The sequence below is a fragment of the Sphingobium fuliginis genome, from assembly GCF_015074805.1.
GTDB lineage: Bacteria > Pseudomonadota > Alphaproteobacteria > Sphingomonadales > Sphingomonadaceae > Sphingobium > Sphingobium fuliginis.
Genome location: NZ_CP060035.1, coordinates 814,327 through 827,958 on the forward strand (window position 1 = coordinate 814,327; position 13,632 = coordinate 827,958).

Genomic DNA, 13,632 nt, shown 5'->3' on the forward strand with positions numbered 1-13,632 from the left:
GCGCGGATTTGCGTGCAGAAGGCATGTTTCTACTCCAGATAATTATGGTGGTGGATGTCCGGAGGCATGGCGCCTCCGGGGTTATGCTCGTTTCCGAACGTCGTTGAGCATCGTGATCAGCGGATCGGCCGGAGGCCTGAAGCGACCTGGCTTAATCGCCGGTGAGCCGTGCGCCGCCAGAATCTGCAACTTCTCCTCTGGGTCGGCCCTCAGATAGGCTTCGGTGCTGAGAATGCTGGCATGGCCGAGCCAGAGGGCAACCTTGCGGATATCGCCGGTCGCCGCGAGCGTGTGCATCGCGCAGGAATGCCGAAGCACATGGGGGGTAACCCGTTTGCCAAGCAGCGACGGTTGTTTCTTGGCCGCCGTCGCGACGTGCTTCGCCAGCCTGAACGCAAACCCATCGCGCGTCATCGGTCGGCCGTTGGCGTTGAGGAATATCTCCCTCGTCTCGCATTGGGGCCTGATGGCCAGCCAGTTGCGCAGGACTACTTGTGTCTCACGCCATAAGGGCAGAACGCGCTCGCGGCGGCCCTTACCCATGATGTGAACCGTGGCGAGCGAGCGATCCGGCAAATCCTGCAGGTGCAGCGACAGCAGTTCCGCAACCCGCAGACCGCCGGCGTAAGCGAGGTGGAGCATGGCGCGATCACGGGTGCCGAGGCGCGTTTGTGGATCAGGCGCGTCCAATACCGCCTTAATCTCATCCCGGGTCAGGTAATCGATCAACGTGGCATCTGTTCGTTTCGTCGGCACGGAGCGCACTCGAAGAGCGAGATCGAGGCAGACGGGCACGCGATACTCGATGTAGCGGAAGAACGCCCGGATGGCGGCAAGCCGGCCATTGCGCGTCCGCGCGCTGTTACCTCGCTCTTCCTCGACATGTTCGAGGAACGCTGTGATCAGGTCAGGATCGAAATCCTCGATCGCCAGATCGGTGGGGCGCCGCTTGAGCCGGTTGGCCGCGAAACGGACCAGCAAAGCGAAACAGTTCGCATAGGTCGTCACTGTATGGGGGCTGACATTGCGCTCGCGCGGCAGATGATCACGCAGGAACGCTGCGAGATGTGGGGAGAGCGCGGTCATGCGACGTCTCCCATGAAAAGCCGCTCACCTGCGGCCGTAATGTCGCGGAGCAGAACCGGCGTTGCCTCAAGATACCAGTAGGTATGCGCGACATCGACGTGTCCGAGATATGTGCTCAGGGCGGCCATATGATGGGCGATCGCCTCCCGATCGCGGGGGCAGGACTCCAATGAGCGGACTGCGAAGGTATGCCGCAGGTCGTGCATGCGCATTCCGGATGTTCCGGTAGGTCCTCTGAAGCCGAGCTTGCGAACCAACCGCATGAAAATGATATGTGTCGCAGTCTTGTGCGGGGCTCGGCCCCTCGTCGTTACGAACAGGTCATCGCCGACGGCACCGAGCTTCTTCCTTATGGAAAGGTAGCTCCCCAGCGCCTGACGCGTCGATGGCTGAAGCGGCAGAAGGCGTTGCTTGCCGAACTTGCCGTGACGGATGATCAGGCCATCCGCGACAAAATCGTCGTGCTGGAGCGCGAGCGCTTCGGAAATCCGCAGGCCGGTCGCCGCGAGAACTCCGAACAGATAATGGTACGTGTACGGGCTGATCTTGCCTGTCGGCGGAAGGTCGAGCGCGGCTTGCATGATCGCTCGAATCTGTTCGGGCTCGATAATATGCGGGGTCGGCCGCTGCCGCTTCCCTCTGCCGAAGACGCCGACGGGCGGGACTTCGTGCGTCTGATCTTCGGCATGGGCATAGAGGCAGAAGTTACGAACGACATCGAACCGGCGTCTCGACACGTTCTGCGAGCTCGCTGTCCGGCACCAGTCGTAAATCCGTTCGATCTTTGTATGTTGATCGCCGAAACGCTCCGCATAGTCGGCGAAAAGCTGGAGCATGCGGCACTGCTCGGAAAACTTGCGGCCGAGGCCTCGATGCAGCGCGACATAGCAGGAGATATCGCTGTTCAGCATGACAGATCCCCCGGCCAGGGCTGAGCGACCTTCAGCAGCATCGGGATATCGACCTTGGCGTAAATGGCGGTCGTCGCGGGCGATCTGTGACGCAAGATCGTTCCGACCGACTCTAGCCCGGCGCCGGCGCGAAGCATCCGCGTGGCAAGCGAGTGCCGGAATGTGTGTGAACCGGTCGGCAGATCCTTGATGCCGCCGCGATCGAACACCCGCGATATGATGCCGGAGATCTCGGTTGACGAACGGAATGGCGTGAAGGGCGCCAGCGTCCGCAGGAACAATCGCTCTTCATCAACCCTCGGGCGAGCACGTTCCACATAATCGAGAACGGCGTCGCCAGCGTCCTGAGGAAGCGGCAGCCGGCTCGGTCGTCTTCCCTTGCCGCTGACGAGAAGGGATCCGGTTATCCAATCGATATCGGCCAACCGCAGCTGGCAGACATCCCCGGCTCGCAGCCCCAGCCTGGCCAGCAATAGGATGATGGCCTTGTCACGGATCTCGACCGCAGTGTCGGCCTTGCACGATGTTACGATCCGCTCGATCGCCGCTTCATCGAGGTATCGAGGCAACGATGCCAATCGATACCGTCGCACCGATGGAAAAGCGTGCAGTAGCGCCGGGTGGCACTCACCCCGGAAAATCAGAAATCGGACATAGCTGCGCACTATAGTCAGAATGAGGGACGAGGAACCGGGGTTCTGTTTAATGCGGTCGCTGACGAGACGCCGAATGGCGGCCGCATCAATCTCCGAAGGCTCGCCAAGCACGAGCTGACAGCGAGCTATCTCGCCGCAGAAGCGCTGGACCGTTGCGCGGGTAGAGCCGCAATGGCTCTCCAACCACTGCGCATAGGCCAGCAGGCGCGGATCTTTGTTGTCTTCGCGCTCAGCCTCAGGAAGCACGCTCCGGTTCTGGAGAAAGCGGACAAAGCATTGCGCTCCTCGTCGACGCCTTGCTGGGCCGGCGCGACCGACCAACGTGCCACGCTTGCGATAGACCGGGCACCGGCAGTGGTGCCGAGCATATTGCTCAACATCGTCCGCACCCACACCGGTCCATGATCGCCTTGAGACGCGTAGCCACGCTGCAAAATGCCTCGCTTCCGACGCACGGCTCTTAAGAACGACCCTGCCATACTGCTGCTCTTCGAGAAACGTCGCATAGTCAGTCAGATGGACGCTCAGGGCCGCAAGGTCGTCTGGCAGCTCGACAAAGCCCTGATCCTCGAGAAAGCGGACGAATCGTCTGACCCGACTGGTGAACTTCGGCCGGTTAGGCTCGTGCAGGGGAAAGCCCTGACAACTGCATCCGTGCTTCTCAAATCGTCGAACGACAGAATCGTCCAGCGCTGAAACGGCAACACCCTGCTGCTCCAGCCAATGCAGGAAGTGCCGAGCAGCGGCTTTGTAGGCCGCAACTGATCCAGGCGCGCTGCCCTGGAGTGAGGAGAGAAAGGCGGTGAGAAGAATGGTGGGCGTTGCGGCGATGTCTTCTCGGCGCGGCGCCAGATCAAACGAAATTACGGTCTTCGGTTCCACGGTGATCCTCCGGCTTGTTGATGCCGGTGCCACCATAATTATCTGGAGTAGAAACATGCCTTCTGCACGCAAATCCGCGCCTGCACGCGAGCCGCTCGACATAAATCTCGACTGCAAAGAAACGCTGATCGAATATCTGCGCAGCGGCTTTCCGACACGGCAGATGCGGACCTTCCGCACCGATGGGGGCGATCTGCGGTCGGAGCTGATGGTCGATGAAGATGGCAACGCCGTGCATTGTCAGGAAGCGATCCGCGCCCGCGACAATCTGATCGAGCAGCTTTGTTCGATGCCGGCTATCCCGGCCGCCCTCGATTCCTTGCTCCGCCATTTTGGGACTGACGCCGTCGCGGAAGTCACCGGCCGCAGCCGTCGTATCATTGTCGACAGGACCGGGCGCCAGAAGCTCGAACGGCGCGGCGCCCGTGCGAGCATCGCCGACGCCGACGCCTTTCAGGACGGCCGCAAAGCCGTGTTGGTCTTCTCCGATGCGGGCGGCACCGGGCGCAGCTATCATGCCGAGCGCAGCGCCAAAAGCGCCGGGAGGCGTCGCATCCATTTCCTCCTCGAGCCCGGCTGGCGCGCGGCCGCCGCCGTCCAGGGGCTGGGTCGCACGCACCGCACCAACCAGACGATGCCGCCGGTGTTTCGGCCCGTTACGACCGACTGCAAGGGCGAGCGCCGCTTCATCTCGACGATCGCACGACGACTCGACAGCCTAGGGGCGCTCACCCGCGGTCAGCGGCAGACCGGCGGGCAAAATCTGTTCGATCCGGCCGACAATCTCGAGAGCGATTATGCCCGCGAAGCGCTGAACCAATGGTATCATCTCCTGCACGATGGCAAGCTCGCCAGCACGACACTCGAGGCCTTTACCGAGTTGACTGGGCTCAAGCTCATCAATGCCGACGATGGCTCGCTGCTCGAACATCTTCCGCCGATCCAGCGGTGGCTCAACCGCATCCTCGCGCTGCGCATCGCCACGCAGAACGCGATCTTCGAAGAATATCTCGGGCTCATTCAGGCGCGGGTCGACGCGGCGCGCGAAGCCGGCACGCTCGATGTCGGCGTCGAAACCATTCTTGCCGAGAAGATCATCTGCCTCGACGACCAGCTTCTCCGGCGCGACCCCGTCACCGGCGCCGAAACCCGCCTTCAGCGCCTCGAGCTGCACATCAAACGCCATGCCACCAGTTTCCACCGGTTGATGACGGTCTGGGGCGAGACTCCCGACATCGGCTATCTGTGGAACAGCCGATCCGGACGTGTCGCGCTGCGGGTCCCATCCTGGTCCGTCACGGACGAGGAAGGTCGCATCATTCCGATGTGCCGCATGGTTCGTCCGACCGGTAGCGATCGCCTGGATGCGGCCTCACTATGGCATTCGCACTGGACGGCGATCGAACCAGCCGATTTCCAGTCGCGCTGGGACGAAGAAGCCGTCGAAGCGCAGTCGAAGGTCGATGTAGAGACGATCAGTATCGCAACCGGCCTGCTCCTGCCGGTCTGGCACAAATTGCCTACCGATGATGTCCGCGTATGGCGCGTCTCGGACGAAGGCGGCAACAGTCTCCTCGGGCGCATCGTGCCCGACCACGCGATCGGCGCTCTCGCGTCCGCCTTCGGTATCGACGCGGAACTCTGGCTCACGCCGCAGCAGATCATCGCCGCCGCCAGGGACGGCGCCGGGGCACCGCTGCCAGGATTCGGCGACGCGCGCCTGGTAACGGCGCTCGTCAATGGACAGCGCCGCCTTGAGATCAAGGACTTCCCGCCCGAGCGGCGCGAGTGGCTGAAATCGCTCGGATGCTTCGTCGAGATCATAACCTATAAGGCGCGGATGTTCGTGCCGGTCGCCCGGGCGGAGGAGATACTGACAACCATCATGCCGGATTCGTGATGGCCCGAACTTCCTCACCCGATTCAGGTTCAAAAGGTCCTTGCAACCTCTATTATGCGGGTATGAGGAGCACGCCATGTCGAATGCGAGCGTTTCGTCCGCGGAGTTCCAGAAGTCTGTCGGCCATTTCGGCCGCGAGGCGATGCGCGCGCCGCTGACGATCACCAACCATGATAGCGCCAGCCTCGTCCTGATGTCTGCGGCCGAATATGACCGCCTGAAGCGCCGTGATCGCCAGGTTCTCACTATGGACGATTTTACCGACGAGGACAGGGCCGCCGTCGCGGCGACCAAGGCGCCTTCTGACGCTGCGACGTTCGATTCCGAACTCGACACCTGATCGTGACATTTCCGGCGCCGGTGCCGAGTCTCATCTGCACACGCGGTTCTCGGGGCGACGAGTCTAGGCCGGGGTGGGAAGAAGACGGAATCGGTGCGCCACGGCCGTAAGGATCAATCTTGCTAATGTAGATCGGACGGCCTACATAGTAGATATATGCATCTACACGAGGTTCGCCATGACCATCAACGTCAACAATCCGCAAGCCGACGCCCTTACGCGCAAGTTTGCCGATATGGCTGGCGTCGGCATTACAGATGCGATCGTCATTGCCATGAAAGAAGCGATCGAGCGCAGGCGTGGCATAGAGACGCCCCTTGAAACAGCAGCGAGGCTTAGAGACAGGCACGGCATCACGATCAGCAGTGAGACCAGGAAGCCGCTTCCGAGGCAAGTTTTCGATGAGATGTGGGACGAACGCTGATGTTCGTCGATGCCTGCGCGATCATTGCCCTTCTTTCCGACGAACCTGAAGCGAAGCGGGTGTCTGAGGCTATTGCGGCTGCCGAAAAGAGAATGACGTCTCCGGTCGCGGTGCTGGAGGCGGCGCTCGGCCTTGCACGCCCCGACAAGTTCAACCTGTCGGTTGAAGCCGTTGCACCTGTCATTCTCGAATTCCTGGACGAACGCGGGATCGAGGTTCGAGATATGCCCCCCGCGACCGATACGACCAGCCTTGCCCTATTCGCAGCGCATCGATATCGCTCAGGACGCCACGGCTTGAACCTCGGCGATTGCCTGCATTATGCCTGCGCAAAATACTATCGTGTGCCGATCCTGGCGACCCATGATGAGTTTCGGCAGACGGATCTCGAAACGGTCCCATGACCTCCAATGGATCATATACCAGATCCGCCACTCTGGCTCGGCAGCTTTATTCCAATGATACCCTTCAGGGTTCCAGCTGCGCCACAATCCGTTCCGCATAACGCGCGTCGCTCAGATCGAGGCCGGCAAACGGGGCAAAACCTTCAATCGTCATGGCGATCGATTTGAGCCCCGCTACCCTGAAGCTTGCCAGCTTCGCCTCCACAGGTGGCCCACCGTTCCGTTCGATCACGACCGCATCAACGAAGGGCGCATCGTGACGGGTATAGAGAATGTGCGGCGCTAGAATGACCATGCCACGATTATAGCTGGCACGAACGCACAACTGATTGCGGATCGCTTGCGAAAGCAACGCCACAGCGTCGGTCTCTGCGGAACCGTCGTCGCTGCGAGGCCGAATCGACAATGTCTTTCGCGGTGATTGCATATCCCGACAGCTAAAGGTGGGGCATCATCATCGCAAGCGACCAACGAGACGCGCAACTCCCTCGATCCTTGCCCGGCTGATGCTGCACCAGCACCCTGCAGCCTGTTCAATGGGCGGGAACGGGATCCCGCCCACCATCGTCAGCTTGCTTCCGACACCGCTTCCACCGCCGCCTTCCGACCGCGACGCGGCTTCGCTGCAGGCTCAGCTGCCGCATCCTGCGCGGCTGGCTCTGTCTTTGCCTTGCGACGCCGCGTCGGCTTCACGATAGCCTCATTGGTCTCGGCAGCGGAAACCGCTGGTACAGCCGCGGCAGACTTTTTCGGTTTGCGGCCCGCCTTCAGTCCCACATCCTTGGCCGGCACGGCCGACTTTGCTTTGGCGACACGCGGTTTCTTCACGGCCGGAGCCTTCTGCGCCGTCTCCACCGGTGCCGGCGCTTCCTCGCTTTCGCTCACCACCACGGCCGGCGCCGCTGGCTTGCGCCCAAGGCCCAATCGCTTCGCGACCTCCCGTCGCTGCTCGGAATAGCCTGGCGCGACCATGGGATAATCCTTCGGCAACTTGTACCGATCTCGATACTCGGCCGGCGTCAGTCCGTTCGTCGACAGATGGCGCTTCAAAGTCTTGTACGGTTTGCCGTCGATCATGCTGAGAATGTGATCGCGAGATGCGAGGCTCTTGCGAGCCGTCGTCGCCGGCGCAAATTCAGGTACTGCAGGTTCCACGGCCGCGACGTCGCCCGACAGCGCCGTGCGCGTCGACTGAATAAGGCCGGCCAATTCCGTGCTGGGCACCAAATTGTTCGAAACATAAGCGCTCAAAAGCTGGACGGTCAGCGTCGTGAGATCAGGCGTCTCGGCATCGGCCATTGGGTACTCCTTCATCGTGCAAACAGGTGCGCACCACGTCGCGATAACCGCACCAATTTTCAAATAGGTAAACACAAGTCCTGCCGTGGCCCGGACATGAAGTCAAAGGGGAGGGTGAGGGGACTGGTGCACGAAGAAGGTCTTCGCGCGCACTACATTCTCCTGGAGGCCACATGGCAGACCGCGTGTCCGTAGCGATAAAGGTCGATGGACAGCTTCGGCGGGCATTGCTCGCTGAACTCGAAACGGCGATCACAGACGATGGCGCTTCGACCGACTGGGAGGGCTCGGAGTTTTCCAGCGCCGAACTGCCGCTCGATGAACCCCTTTCCCTGATGGCCAACGAGGTGGCTTGGGGACGCTTCGAGGCGATCGAACAATTCTGTCGCGACAATCAGCTGATATTTGTTCGCTGGGCGGGCGCATGCGCCGGAAGCTTCGGACCTGAACGTGTCGTCTTCGACGGAATAGCGGAGACGACGTTCGCCGTCACCGACGACGACGAGGTCATGATCTCGCGCGACGATGTGCGTCGTCTGGGCTCGATCGCGTCCATCGAAGCGTATTTTGCAGCCGCCGACCTCACCGTGCCGCCGCTCGTCATCGTCGACGGCATTCTTCCCGATGGAGGCGATCATGGCTGACACCTGGATCCAGGGCAGCTTCGCCTTCAACTGCACCAACACCGAAATGGCCCTGATCGAAGAAGCGTTTCAGGTCGCGCCCGATCTCATGGACGATTGCGAACCGTCCGATCCCACGCCCGAATTCCTCGCCATCTTTCCCCCGACCGACCCCGCCGATTGCTTGAGCGGCCTTCGTGCGATTTTCAGCGACCCGAACTTTCCCAGCTTCGGTGTCGACTTCGAGGGTGGTAACAGCCTCGAAGCGCCTGATGTCTGCACGATATGCTTCTTCAGCGACACCGACTTCCAGCCGGACCCTTTAGCCCAACTCATCCATCGGTGCTGCCGCGAGACCCTCACGAAGGCACCGATCGGCTTCGAATGGGCGCTAAGCTGCTCCAGGCCGCGAGTAAATGAATTCGGCGGGGGATGGTGCGCCATCTTCGCAGACCGCATCGAAATCGAAAGCACCCGCGAGGCGCTCGCCCGTGCCCTTGAGGGAGGGATCATCTGATGGATCGCCTCCTGCAGCTGTATGGCCCTTGGGGCGAACATCCTGCTCACCCCGTCGATGACTGGAAGGCCGAGGTCGCCAATGACGATACCCGGCTCGGCTATTGGGCCTGGGTCGCATCGCGCGCCGACGATGCGCAAAACCAGGTCACGCCTCGGCCAAATTGAGACGTGCCGGTCGCGCCAACCAAGCTTCCGCTGATCCCGATGGATCGACGCAATCATTCACCTGACCCCCAAACAAGCCCGGCCGACGCCGGGTTTCAACATCTGGAGACCTATCCATGTCTGCCACAGCTCAATCGATCTTCGACGCAGCGCCGCTGGGCGCCATCATTCGCTATTCCGACGGGACACCGCGCCCGCCGGACCGCTTCAAGCGCAAGGCGCAGGCATGGGAAGGCCGTAACGGCAAGGGCCAGCTTACCCAGCGATCGCCCGCTGGCACCGGTCAATATCCCTATCCGGCGACCTTCACACTGCACGAGGGTGACTATGGAAGCGGCGAAACCATCATCCTCTCGGTCAACAAGATCTTTTCGGTCAATGACGCCCACACATTCGAGATCATTCGAATACCTCCCCCTGGCGCCGCGCTTGTTCTTCAGGAATGGGAGGGGCACCGCGAGCTGCTCCATGTCGCAGCCGGTGAAGCAGCCGCCTCCGCCTGGCTCGGCCGCCATGGCTATAGCCGCGCCCATGTCGAGATCGTCGGCGCCGCGGTACCTGCCACCACGGCTGCATGACATGGCATCCCTGCAGACTCATCCCGGTACATCTCTGCCGGACGCCGGGTACGAGGCAATCAGGCGTTACGTCAGCACCGGTGTCCACCACTGCGTCGTGGAGCGTGACGGCGATGTGCCACCGATGATCTTGCCGGAAGCGGGCGTCATCGCCGCCGGCGTCGCCCTGATTGATCGCATCCTCTGGAGCACGGACGGGTCCGAAGCCGATGGTCTCGACCCGGCGCTCCTCGCCTGACTTCCTCGAAAGGACAAGCTCATGACGCAGGCCCTACCGCCCTGCGCTTTGCCGCGCCTCTACAGCCAGACCGATCATGATGACCGGGGCAATTTCCACTATGATGGCGATCTCTATCGTCCGGGCGAAGCCTTGCCCGCGCTCTGTACCAGGATCGAAGGCCATCTTCACGGTCTCATCACGGGAGCCCGGTTCACCAGTCGCGGCGAGCGCTATACCGGCGGACGCAAGGTGACGGTCGAGCTCCTCGACACGCCCGCCGACCTGACCGAAGAATCCGAGCGCCGCGCATTCACAACCATGGTGCGAGACCAGATCGAGCGCTTCGGCTTCACCCGATCCAACTTCTACCAGGACTATCTACAATTTGCGTTTCATTCGGACGTGCAGATCGGCAAAGCCTATTGGTCGGCGCTCGCCGCCAGACGCGGCAAAGCCAATGAAGTCGAGCCGCTGGTTTCGCTCGCGGCCTTCAAACGCCGGATCAAACCCGCCGACTGCCTGAAACTCATCGCCGCACCCGACGGACACCGCGCGCTCGGGACGACCAGGACCATAAAGGCCGTCCGTTCCAGCGATCTCATCTTCGAGGGCAATGTCTATCTCGACTTCCCACGCGCCGCTGGCTTCGCCTGTGATGGCCGGCGCGTCCGGATCGCCATAGGGAATGAGCACGAGCCCGATCGGCACCTTCTCTACGAATGGCTGCCGACGGAGCGGTAATCGCTCGACCGCGCGGCTGCGCAGACCATCCTTCCTTTCTTCGACTGCCTAATCGGAACACCATCATGACCGAACCGGACGACGCAATGTGGCGCGCCCTCATCGATTTCCGTGCGCGCCACGGACGGCGATGGAAGGACACGCTCTCGATCAAGTGGATGAACGGCGCTGACGAATATGAAGCCTTTAGCAGTTCGCTCAGAATGGTCCGCAACCATCTCGGCCCATCCTGGCTGTGTGACCTCAAAAAGGCGACGCTCGACGCCGCCGAACGCCGGCTGGCCGCTATCGACCGCCTGCCCGAGATGTGTGCCATGCATCTTCCTGAGACAGGCGAACCGATCATTATCAAGCGCGGCGAACGGGGCTACTGGCCGCTCCCCGACGGAATGTCCGTCGATCGGATCAACACGACCTTCAAGGCGACGCCGCCGCAGATCGCGGCGATGCTGGCCGGCTCCATGTTCGGGTGGCATATATCCGGTGCGGACCCTGACCGCTATGACGGCGCCGGCCGCCCATATCGCGCCGCGTCTGATCCACATGGCTATCGAGGTGATCGTCGGACTTCCGGGGCTCTCGGAAGGTCCGCTGCTCGCTCGCGCCCGTGCCATGCAGGTGCCGGTCCTGGTCTCAGCGAACAGCTTTTCGCGCTGGGATCGGCGCAATCGCACACGGGAGTGGCGAGGATGGCGGTTGGGGTTGCTCGGAAACGCGCACGGCCTGGCATCGGTCGACCTAGACAGTGCCGGCTACGTGCTGGCCGTTCGCGAACGCGGCATCCCGTGGACCATCGACGACTATATCGCGCTTGCCTCCGGCCACCCGTTCCGACGCTTCGCCAGCCTCGATCTGTGCGTCGAACAGGCGGTCGCGCATGATCGCGATGAGGTTCTCGACAGGATCGCCCGGACGATCCAGCTCAATCGCGCCTGTCACATGCGCGCGTGCGACGCCGGCATCGCCCACCGCTTCATGCCGGTCTTGCAGGGCCGTCGTCCGGACGATTATCTCCGATCCTTCGACGGGGTGGCCGACCTGCTGCCACCCGACCAGCCACTGGGCGTGGGCAGCATGTGCCGCCGCCATCTTCACGGTCCCGAGGGACTGATCGCCGTGATCGAATTGCTGGATCGCCGCCTCCCAAAAACATTGCAGCTTCATCTCTTCGGCGTGAAAGGAAGCGCGCTTCCATCGCTTGCTATCTTCGGCGATCGCGTCGCCAGCATCGACAGCCTATGGTGTCGCCGCACGTCGATCCGCACTCATGTCCGGACAGTCGAAGACCAACCGCTTCGTCGCCGATCATATGGCGCGCTGGACGGGCCGCCAGCTCGATCATCTGCGTGAACCTGCTCCGGCAATTCAACATATGCTCGATCTGCCAGCCGGCCAGCCGCAGAATCCCGATCCCTGGACACAGGCTCTTGCCCGCGCACGCCAGCAAATCCGTGACCTCATTGAGCAAGGCGAGATCGGCTTCGAGCAGATCACCGACGCCTGGATACTCGAATGGGCAGCCGATCTGCTCGATGCGGCCTGATCGAAGGGGAGAGAGGGAACGGGGTGGTGGCGCGGGTCGGATGAAATTCCTGTCGCCGCTGCTCGATCGTCCCCCATCAGGAGAGCCTCCATGGCCAGTCTCGCTCTTGCCGCCGACCGTCCCGTCGGCGGCGCCTACCGTGTCGACATTTCCCGCGGCCGCAATGTCGGGCGCGTGTCCTCCGAATGGTTCTCGCGGCCCGACGACGAGAAGTTTCTGTCGCTGACCGAGCTTTATGACAGCGTCCGATCTCGCGCGGATCGCGCCACGACGCGCGTGGTCGAGAGCAAATCCGTCCGCGTCGAAGCGCGCAGCGACAATCCCGAGCGGCTTTCACTCATCGTGCCCGGCGATGATCGTCCGGTGGCGCCCACCAACTGGTCCTTCGGCCAGCTCTCGAGCCTCGTGGGCGCCCCGGCATCCTATCTGCGGACGCTTCCGGCGGCGCTCGCCGGCATCAATCTCCAACATGGCCTGCTCTCCCACCGTGGTGAACAGGTCAAGATGCTCCAGACCGAAGATGGCCGCACCGAGCTGCGCGCCGTAACCGGTCCCGATTACGGCCGCATCTGGGATCACGAACTTGTGGGCGCAGTCATGAACATCGCCGGCAACGGCGTTTCCGATACGCGCTGGAAAGTGCCTGGCGTGCTCGACTGGTCCAGCATGCACTATAACCCCTATGTCGATGTCAGCCTGGAGACGACGACGCTCTATGCGTCCGATCGCGACGTTTTCCTCTTCCTCGTCGATGACACGCATCCGATCGAGGCCGGCAAACTCCCCAATGGCGATCCCGATCTCTACTTCCGCGGTTTTTATTGTTGGAACTCAGAAGTCGGCTCCAAGACGTTGGGAATGGCTACCTTTTACCTGCGCGCGGTGTGCATGAATCGCAACTTGTGGGGAGTCGAGAATTTCGAGGAAATCTCCATCCGCCATTCCAAATTCGCCGCCAATCGATTTGCGTATGAGGCGGCGCCAGCGCTCGAGACCTTTGCGGACTCCTCGCCGCTCACCTTCGTTCAGGGCATCCGCGCGGCACGCGAACGTATCATCGCCCGCAAGGATGACGATCGCGAGGCGTTCCTCCGCAAGCGTGGCTTCTCCAAATCGGACACCGCGAAGATCATCGCGACGGTGATGGACGAGGAAGGCCATCCCGCGGCCTCGCTCTACGACTTCGTTCAGGGGATCACCGCCGTCGCGCGCGGAAAGACACATCAGAACGATCGCCTCGAGTTCGAGGGCAAGGCGCGCAAGTTGCTCGAAACCGCCAATTGAACCGAGCGGTGCCCGGCGAGCCCGGCACCTTTTCTCCCTTTGCTATCTGGAGGCCCA

The 13,632-nt window shown here is 61.9% G+C and carries 17 protein-coding genes; 12 read left to right on the forward strand and 5 right to left on the reverse strand.

The window, feature by feature from the left end; all coding sequences use genetic code 11:
* Positions 1-81 precede the first annotated feature (81 nt).
* The 3 genes from H5V43_RS03805 to H5V43_RS03815 are packed head-to-tail and all read right to left on the reverse strand — an operon-like array spanning position 82 to position 3,535.
* Entirely contained in the window at positions 82-1,086 is a 1,005-nt protein-coding gene (locus H5V43_RS03805) for a tyrosine-type recombinase/integrase (RefSeq protein WP_025546381.1), read from the reverse strand.
* A complete protein-coding gene (locus H5V43_RS03810) occupies positions 1,083-1,997 on the reverse strand; it encodes a tyrosine-type recombinase/integrase (RefSeq protein WP_193666774.1) in 915 nt (304 codons plus the stop codon). The genes H5V43_RS03805 and H5V43_RS03810 overlap by 4 nt, the downstream gene beginning before the upstream one ends.
* Complete coding sequence (locus H5V43_RS03815; protein ID WP_244968660.1) at positions 1,991-3,535, reverse strand: tyrosine-type recombinase/integrase; 1,545 nt, start codon at positions 3,533-3,535, stop codon at positions 1,991-1,993. The genes H5V43_RS03810 and H5V43_RS03815 overlap by 7 nt, the downstream gene beginning before the upstream one ends.
* Between H5V43_RS03815 and H5V43_RS03820 the strand changes: the two genes are divergently transcribed.
* The 4 genes from H5V43_RS03820 (at position 3,465) to H5V43_RS03835 (ending at position 6,603) form a co-directional block, all read left to right on the forward strand.
* A complete protein-coding gene (locus H5V43_RS03820; protein WP_128830628.1) occupies positions 3,465-5,435 on the forward strand; it encodes a strawberry notch C-terminal domain-containing protein in 1,971 nt (656 codons plus the stop codon). The genes H5V43_RS03815 and H5V43_RS03820 overlap by 71 nt on opposite strands.
* Positions 5,436-5,511: 76 nt before the next feature.
* Complete coding sequence (locus H5V43_RS03825) at positions 5,512-5,775, forward strand: type II toxin-antitoxin system Phd/YefM family antitoxin (protein ID WP_025546387.1); 264 nt, start codon at positions 5,512-5,514, stop codon at positions 5,773-5,775.
* Between the two features lie 178 nt (positions 5,776-5,953).
* Positions 5,954-6,199, forward strand: coding sequence for a type II toxin-antitoxin system VapB family antitoxin (locus tag H5V43_RS03830; protein WP_025546389.1), 246 nt, complete (start codon positions 5,954-5,956; stop codon positions 6,197-6,199).
* On the forward strand, positions 6,199-6,603 hold the full coding sequence (locus tag H5V43_RS03835) for a type II toxin-antitoxin system VapC family toxin (RefSeq protein ID WP_025546391.1): 405 nt from the start codon (positions 6,199-6,201) through the stop codon (positions 6,601-6,603). The genes H5V43_RS03830 and H5V43_RS03835 overlap by 1 nt, the downstream gene beginning before the upstream one ends.
* 64 nt (positions 6,604-6,667) lie before the next feature.
* On the opposite strand, the gene H5V43_RS03840 is transcribed toward H5V43_RS03835, so the two are convergent.
* Positions 6,668-6,961, reverse strand: coding sequence for a hypothetical protein (locus H5V43_RS03840; RefSeq protein WP_037481185.1), 294 nt, complete (start codon positions 6,959-6,961; stop codon positions 6,668-6,670).
* Between the two features lie 209 nt (positions 6,962-7,170).
* Positions 7,171-7,902 carry a Ros/MucR family transcriptional regulator gene (locus H5V43_RS23750; protein ID WP_025546395.1) on the reverse strand — a complete coding sequence of 244 codons (732 nt, stop codon included), beginning with the start codon at positions 7,900-7,902 and terminating at the stop codon, positions 7,171-7,173.
* A gap of 173 nt (positions 7,903-8,075) precedes the next feature.
* On the opposite strand from H5V43_RS23750, the gene H5V43_RS03850 reads away from it, so the two are divergent.
* The 8 genes from H5V43_RS03850 to H5V43_RS03885 all read left to right on the forward strand — a co-directional run bounded on the left by H5V43_RS03850 (position 8,076) and on the right by H5V43_RS03885 (position 13,575).
* Positions 8,076-8,546, forward strand: coding sequence for a hypothetical protein (locus H5V43_RS03850; RefSeq protein WP_193666776.1), 471 nt, complete (start codon positions 8,076-8,078; stop codon positions 8,544-8,546).
* Positions 8,527-9,042 carry a hypothetical protein gene (locus tag H5V43_RS03855; protein ID WP_244968661.1) on the forward strand — a complete coding sequence of 172 codons (516 nt, stop codon included), beginning with the start codon at positions 8,527-8,529 and terminating at the stop codon, positions 9,040-9,042. The genes H5V43_RS03850 and H5V43_RS03855 overlap by 20 nt, the downstream gene beginning before the upstream one ends.
* Complete coding sequence (locus H5V43_RS03860; protein WP_193666777.1) at positions 9,042-9,209, forward strand: hypothetical protein; 168 nt, start codon at positions 9,042-9,044, stop codon at positions 9,207-9,209. The genes H5V43_RS03855 and H5V43_RS03860 overlap by 1 nt, the downstream gene beginning before the upstream one ends.
* A 116-nt stretch (positions 9,210-9,325) precedes the next feature.
* Positions 9,326-9,787 carry a hypothetical protein gene (locus H5V43_RS03865; RefSeq protein WP_193666778.1) on the forward strand — a complete coding sequence of 154 codons (462 nt, stop codon included), beginning with the start codon at positions 9,326-9,328 and terminating at the stop codon, positions 9,785-9,787.
* A 259-nt stretch (positions 9,788-10,046) separates the two neighbouring features.
* Positions 10,047-10,748, forward strand: coding sequence for a hypothetical protein (locus H5V43_RS03875; RefSeq protein ID WP_025546398.1), 702 nt, complete (start codon positions 10,047-10,049; stop codon positions 10,746-10,748).
* 501 nt (positions 10,749-11,249) lie between these two features.
* Positions 11,250-12,098: a deazapurine DNA modification protein DpdA family protein gene (locus H5V43_RS03880; protein ID WP_306303065.1), complete on the forward strand. Its 849-nt coding sequence runs from the start codon at positions 11,250-11,252 to the stop codon at positions 12,096-12,098.
* A complete protein-coding gene (locus H5V43_RS23855; protein WP_306303066.1) occupies positions 12,058-12,291 on the forward strand; it encodes a hypothetical protein in 234 nt (77 codons plus the stop codon). The genes H5V43_RS03880 and H5V43_RS23855 overlap by 41 nt, the downstream gene beginning before the upstream one ends.
* 90 nt (positions 12,292-12,381) lie before the next feature.
* Entirely contained in the window at positions 12,382-13,575 is a 1,194-nt protein-coding gene (locus H5V43_RS03885; RefSeq protein ID WP_025546404.1) for a hypothetical protein, read from the forward strand.
* The last annotated feature ends 57 nt before the right edge of the window (positions 13,576-13,632 follow it).

Coding starts and splice junctions, on each gene's coding strand:
- H5V43_RS03805 (WP_025546381.1), bottom strand. CDS start 1,086: ATGACCGCGCTCTCCCCACATCTCGCAGCGTTCCTGCGTGATCATCTG.
- H5V43_RS03810 (WP_193666774.1), bottom strand. CDS start 1,997: ATGCTGAACAGCGATATCTCCTGCTATGTCGCGCTGCATCGAGGCCTC.
- H5V43_RS03820 (WP_128830628.1), top strand. CDS start 3,465: ATGGTGGGCGTTGCGGCGATGTCTTCTCGGCGCGGCGCCAGATCAAAC.
- H5V43_RS03825 (WP_025546387.1), top strand. CDS start 5,512: ATGTCGAATGCGAGCGTTTCGTCCGCGGAGTTCCAGAAGTCTGTCGGC.
- H5V43_RS03830 (WP_025546389.1), top strand. CDS start 5,954: ATGACCATCAACGTCAACAATCCGCAAGCCGACGCCCTTACGCGCAAG.
- H5V43_RS03835 (WP_025546391.1), top strand. CDS start 6,199: ATGTTCGTCGATGCCTGCGCGATCATTGCCCTTCTTTCCGACGAACCT.
- H5V43_RS23750 (WP_025546395.1), bottom strand. CDS start 7,902: ATGGCCGATGCCGAGACGCCTGATCTCACGACGCTGACCGTCCAGCTT.
- H5V43_RS03850 (WP_193666776.1), top strand. CDS start 8,076: ATGGCAGACCGCGTGTCCGTAGCGATAAAGGTCGATGGACAGCTTCGG.
- H5V43_RS03855 (WP_244968661.1), top strand. CDS start 8,527: ATGGAGGCGATCATGGCTGACACCTGGATCCAGGGCAGCTTCGCCTTC.
- H5V43_RS03860 (WP_193666777.1), top strand. CDS start 9,042: ATGGATCGCCTCCTGCAGCTGTATGGCCCTTGGGGCGAACATCCTGCT.
- H5V43_RS03865 (WP_193666778.1), top strand. CDS start 9,326: ATGTCTGCCACAGCTCAATCGATCTTCGACGCAGCGCCGCTGGGCGCC.
- H5V43_RS03875 (WP_025546398.1), top strand. CDS start 10,047: ATGACGCAGGCCCTACCGCCCTGCGCTTTGCCGCGCCTCTACAGCCAG.
- H5V43_RS03880 (WP_306303065.1), top strand. CDS start 11,250: ATGACGGCGCCGGCCGCCCATATCGCGCCGCGTCTGATCCACATGGCT.
- H5V43_RS23855 (WP_306303066.1), top strand. CDS start 12,058: ATGGCGCGCTGGACGGGCCGCCAGCTCGATCATCTGCGTGAACCTGCT.
- H5V43_RS03885 (WP_025546404.1), top strand. CDS start 12,382: ATGGCCAGTCTCGCTCTTGCCGCCGACCGTCCCGTCGGCGGCGCCTAC.